General features: G+C 66.0%; 5 protein-coding genes. All 5 read left to right on the top strand.

Features of this window, described 5'->3' with window-relative positions; genetic code table 11:
* Window positions 1-1,024 (top strand): sigma-54 dependent transcriptional regulator (locus LJE63_05645; GenBank protein ID MCG6906091.1); only part of this gene is annotated, 1,024 nt, incomplete at its 5' end.
* A 36-nt stretch (window positions 1,025-1,060) separates the two neighbouring features.
* Window positions 1,061-1,549 carry a cyclic nucleotide-binding domain-containing protein gene (locus LJE63_05640; protein MCG6906090.1) on the top strand — a complete coding sequence of 163 codons (489 nt, stop codon included), beginning with the start codon at window positions 1,061-1,063 and terminating at the stop codon, window positions 1,547-1,549.
* Between the two features lie 17 nt (window positions 1,550-1,566).
* On the top strand, window positions 1,567-2,109 hold the full coding sequence (nuoE, locus tag LJE63_05635; protein MCG6906089.1) for an NADH-quinone oxidoreductase subunit NuoE: 543 nt from the start codon (window positions 1,567-1,569) through the stop codon (window positions 2,107-2,109).
* A complete protein-coding gene (locus tag LJE63_05630) occupies window positions 2,096-4,033 on the top strand; it encodes an SLBB domain-containing protein (GenBank protein ID MCG6906088.1) in 1,938 nt (645 codons plus the stop codon). The genes nuoE and LJE63_05630 overlap by 14 nt, the downstream gene beginning before the upstream one ends.
* Window positions 4,034-4,047: 14 nt before the next feature.
* Window positions 4,048-4,743: a (2Fe-2S)-binding protein gene (locus LJE63_05625; protein MCG6906087.1), complete on the top strand. Its 696-nt coding sequence runs from the start codon at window positions 4,048-4,050 to the stop codon at window positions 4,741-4,743.
* Window positions 4,744-4,967 lie beyond the last annotated feature (224 nt).

Here is a 4,967-nt window from a genome sequence, read left to right as displayed (position 1 = left end):
GCGCATCGCCATCGATCGCGCCCTGGAGCGCAAACGCCTCCTGGACATCGTCGAGCTCGGCAAAAAAAGCCGCCTGCCGGAGCTGAAAAACCCGGCGGTCTTCCAGGGAATCATCACCTGCTCGGCTTCGGTCCAGCGCATTCTCAAAGAGGCCGAGCTGCATGCCGCCACCACGGTGCCGGTTCTGATCACCGGCGAAAGCGGGACCGGCAAGGAACTTCTGGCGCGCGCGATCCACGAGGCCAGCCCGCGGTCGCGGTTTGCCTTCACCCCTGTGAACATGGCCTCCGTGAACGCCAACCTCTTCGACGCCGAGTTTTTCGGTCACACCCGGGGCGCCTTCACCGGCGCCGCCCAGGAGCGCGTCGGCTATCTGGAACACACCCACCGCGGAACGCTATTTCTGGACGAAATCGGGATCCTGCCCCTGGAATTGCAGGGCAAACTGCTGCGCGTGCTGCAAGACGGGGAGTACGTCAAGCTGGGCAGCAACCAGCGGCAAAAGGCGGATGTGCGCTTCATCGCCGCCACCAACGAGGACCTCGACAAACTGATGGCCCGCAAGCTCTTTCGCAAGGACCTCTACTACCGCATCCGCGGCGGTTGGCTGCACCTTCCCAGCTTGCGCGAACGGCCCGAGGACATCCTGCTGCTGGCCAACCATTTTTTGCGCTGCTTCGCGGAAACGGCCGGCGAATCGGCCATCGAACCGGAGGCCGCGGCGCTGCTGACCGCCTACAGCTATCCCGGCAACATCCGCGAACTGCAGTCCATCGTGCGCTCGGCCCTCAATCTGGCCCAGGGGCGACCCATCGCCGCCCGCTTCCTGCCCCCCGCCCTGCAGCAGCTCAAACGCCAGGGGGGCAACGGCGGCAAACCGGCGCTCACCCTTGAAACCGTCGTCAAGGAACATATTCTCAGCGTCTATCGCCAGACCGGGGAGAACAAATCCCGCACGGCGCGCGTGCTGGGGATCGGTCTGAACACCCTGCGCCGCAAACTGAGCGCCTACGGCATCAACTGACATGGCGGGTCGATGCCCAAACCAAAGGAGGGACCCATGCCGATCAAACAGGGGGAGCTTTTCTGCGGGGTCAACCAGGCCTTCGTGCGGGATTTCATGGCGATTGCGCGCAACGAGTTTTTCGCGGCGGATGCGCTTCTCTTCCGTCGCAACCAACCGGCGGACCGTTTTTTTATCCTGATCAAGGGCGAGGTGGCGCTCAGCATGGGAGAGGGGCAGGAAAAGGTCTATGTGGGCCGTTCGGTGGGTGAAATCCTCGGCTGGTGCGCCATGATCGGCCGCAATGTGTTCGACACCAACGCCCGCTGCCTGACCCCCACCTACGTGCTGACGGTGGACCGCGGCCGTTTCCTGCGGCTGCTGGAAAAGGATACCGAAAACGGTTTTCTGGTCTATCGCTGCCTGGCGGCCTCGCTGGGCAGCCGGCTGCTGGACTGCTACCAGAAGCTTTCAGAAGTGGATGCCGCCGCGCGCTTGTCCGGCCGGACTGCACCGGCGGCCGCAACCTCCGAGAATCCGGAATAACCCCCGCGAGGCCCCGCATGGAAAACGCCGCTGGTGAGGCCCTGACGGCCGAAGAGGGCGCGATTCTGGCCGACGTTGCCCGCCGACTGGCGGCATTCGACCGGGAGCGCGCCAACCTGATCCCCATTCTCCAGACCATCCAGAACACCCACGGTTACCTTGCCCCCGCCGTCCTCCAGCTGGTGGCCCGACACCTGCGCCTGCCCCCGAGCCAGGTCTACGGCGTTGCAACTTTCTACAACCAGTTTCGCTTCCACCCCCCGGGTCGCAACCCCATCCGGGTCTGCATGGGGACCGCCTGCCACGTGCGCGGCGGCGACATCATCCTGGAAAATTTCGAACGCAAGCTGGAAATCCCGGAGGGGCAGACCACCCCCGACCGTGAATTCAGCATCGAACGGGTGGCCTGCGTCGGCTGCTGCGCTTTAGCGCCCGTGGCCTGCGTGGGGGAGACGGTCCACGGGCACATGGCCCCCAGCAAGGTGGAGGGGCTGATTCTACAGGTCAGGATTGCCCGCGAACGCGCAGAGAGGGAAAAAAAAGACCATGCCGACAGCTGAAAAGGCCACGGTGCAAGATCGCTTCGAGGCCCTGCGTACGGCCGCCGAGGCGCACCAGAGAGCGTGCAACCCGGACCACCGGCCCACCATCCAGATCGGCCTGGCCACCTGCGGAATCGCCTCGGGTGCCCTGGAGACCAAGGCCGCCTTCGAGGAGGCCCTGGCAGAGCGCGGGATCGCGGCTTGCATTCACACCGTCGGCTGCGTGGGCCACTGCTACGCCGAGCCGGTGGTGGTGATCGACCACCCCGAGTCGGGTTTCCCGCCGATTTTCTACCCCCAGGTCACCCCGGGCAAAGCCAAAATGCTGACCCACCTCTTTCTTGAGGAGGGCGACCCGCGCTTCGAGCATTTGCTGGGGGCCACGATCCCCAACGACCTGATTCCTTCGGTGACCGACTTCGCGCGCTTCAACCGCGAAGCCCGGGTGGTCATGGCGCACTGCGGCCGCATCGACCCCGGCGAGATCCGGGAATACCTGGCCGCCGGCGGCTACGCGGCCCTCGCCCAAGCCCTGCAAACCCCCCCGGAGGATATCATCACCACCGTCGCGACCGCCGGTCTGCGGGGCCGCGGTGGCGCCGGTTTCCCCGCCGCGCGCAAATGGCGGCTAGCCCGCAGCAGCCCCGACCCCGTCAGATGGGTGGTCTGCAACGCCGACGAGGGCGACCCCGGCGCCTACATGGACCGCACCCTGCTGGAGAGCACGCCCCACCAGATCCTGGAGGGCATCGCCATTTGCGCCTATGCCGTGGGATCCCAGCGCGCCCTGGTCTACGTGCGGGCGGAATACCCGCTGGCGGTCACGACCATCACCAGCGCTATTGCCCAGGCGCGCGCAATGGGGCTTTTGGGCGCCGATATCCTGGGCAGCGGCTTCAACCTCGAGGTGGAGATTTTCCAGGGGTCCGGCGCTTTCGTCTGCGGCGAGGAAACCGCCCTGATCCGTTCGGTGGCCGGCTACCGCGGCATGCCCCACCCCCGGCCGCCCTTTCCGGCCGAAAAAGGCATCGACGGCCATCCCACGATCATCAACAACGTCAAGACCCTGGCGGCCTTGCCGCCCATCATCGGCAACGGCGCGGACTGGTACCGGGGGATGGGAACCGCGGACAGCCCCGGCACGGCTATTTTTTCGGTGGTCGGCGATGTGCTTCACCCCGGCCTGGTGGAAATCCCCATGGGGACCTCCCTGCGCACCCTGATTTTCGATATCTGCGGCGGGATCCCCAACAAGAAGCAGTTCAAGGCGGTCCAGATCGGGGGCCCCTCGGGCGGCTGCCTGCCGGCAGAGTTCCTGGACACCCCCATCGATTTTGATTCCCTCCAGAGCGCCGGCGCGATGATGGGCTCCGGCGGCATGGTGGTGATGGACGAGGACACCTGCATGGTGGATGTGGCCCGCTATTTTGTGGACTTCACCCAGAAGGAGTCCTGCGGCAAATGCACCTTCTGCCGCATCGGCACCTGGCACCTGCTGGAGATCCTGACCCGCATCACGCGCGGCGAGGGACGCGAAGGGGACCTGGAGACCCTGGAAACCCTGGCCGAGGACATCAAGGCCGGCTCGCTCTGCGGGCTGGGGAAGACCGCGCCCAACCCGGTGCTCACCACCCTGCGCTATTTTCGCGACGAGTACGAAGCCCATATCCGCGAGAAGCGCTGCCCGGCCTGCGTCTGCCGGCCGCTGACGGCCTTTTACATCGACCTTGAGAAATGCGCCCGGGGCTGCAACGTCTGCGAGGGCTGCTGCCCGGTGGAGGCGGTTTTCATCACCCGTCAGCGCAAACGCGCCATCGACCAGGAAAAGTGCGTGAAATGCGGTGAGTGTCTGGTGGCCTGCCCGCCCGAGTACGACGCGGTCAGGAAAGTTTCCCCGCCGGGGCTGGCGCCGGTGATCGCGCGCCCCCCCCAGGACGACTGACAGGACCTGCGACGATGATTCGAATCGAGGTGGACGGCACCCCCCTGGAGGTTGCCGAGGGTAGCAACCTGCTGGCGACGTGTCTGGCGGCCGGCATCTATATCCCCAACCTTTGCTACATGGCCGAAAGTCCCGAACCGTTTGCGGGCTGCCGCCTGTGCTTCGTGGAGATCCAGGGCCAACCGGCGCCGGTCACCGCCTGCACGGTCGCGGTCACCGACGGGATGGTGGTGCACACCGCCACCGCGCCGGTCCGCCGGCTGCAGCAGTCGGCCTTCCGCCTGCTCGTCTCCGCCCATCAGATCACCGCCGATTGCCCGGCCCACAAGCGCTGCGCCCTCCAGCAGGTGGCGCGGCACCTTCAGATGGGTTTGAAGCCCAAACCCCTGGAAAGGGTCCCGCGGGAGTTGGAGATCGACACCTCGCCTCCCTGTTTCGACCTTCACCCGGCCCGCTGCGTCCTGTGCGGCAAATGTTTGCGGGCCTGCCAGGAGCGCAACGGCAGTTCGCTGCTGACCTTCGCCCGGCGCGGCATCCAGACCGTCATCAGCGCCCAGGGACTTTCCGCCGATGGCCAGGAATTCACCTGCGAGGGGTGCCTGGCCTGCGCCGCCGTCTGCCCGGTAAGCGCCATCACCCCCAAAGCCGATTCGGGGCACTGCGCCGGGGAGGGACAGGGTCACGCAGATCCCCAGGCCGCCGGCAGCTAAGGAAAGCGGCCGCCACAGCCGATAAAAGAGCGGCACCTTCGCTAGTTTAAAATTCAGCGGCAGCGGGGTTTGCGCACCGCGCTCCCCGGAACCGGAGTCGCCATGAAAATCCGTCAGCACCTGAAAATTTCCGAGACCCGCTGGCTCAACCTCTTCGAGGTGCGTTACGAGGATCCCGGCGGCACACCGCGCTCCTGGCTGCTGGCCTCCCGCAGGGCGGTGCC

This window comes from Desulfobacteraceae bacterium (assembly GCA_022340425.1).
Classification (GTDB): domain Bacteria; phylum Desulfobacterota; class Desulfobacteria; order Desulfobacterales; family JAABRJ01; genus JAABRJ01.
Note: the sequence above shows the minus strand (reverse complement) of the source record. Positions and strands in the feature narration are given on the sequence as shown.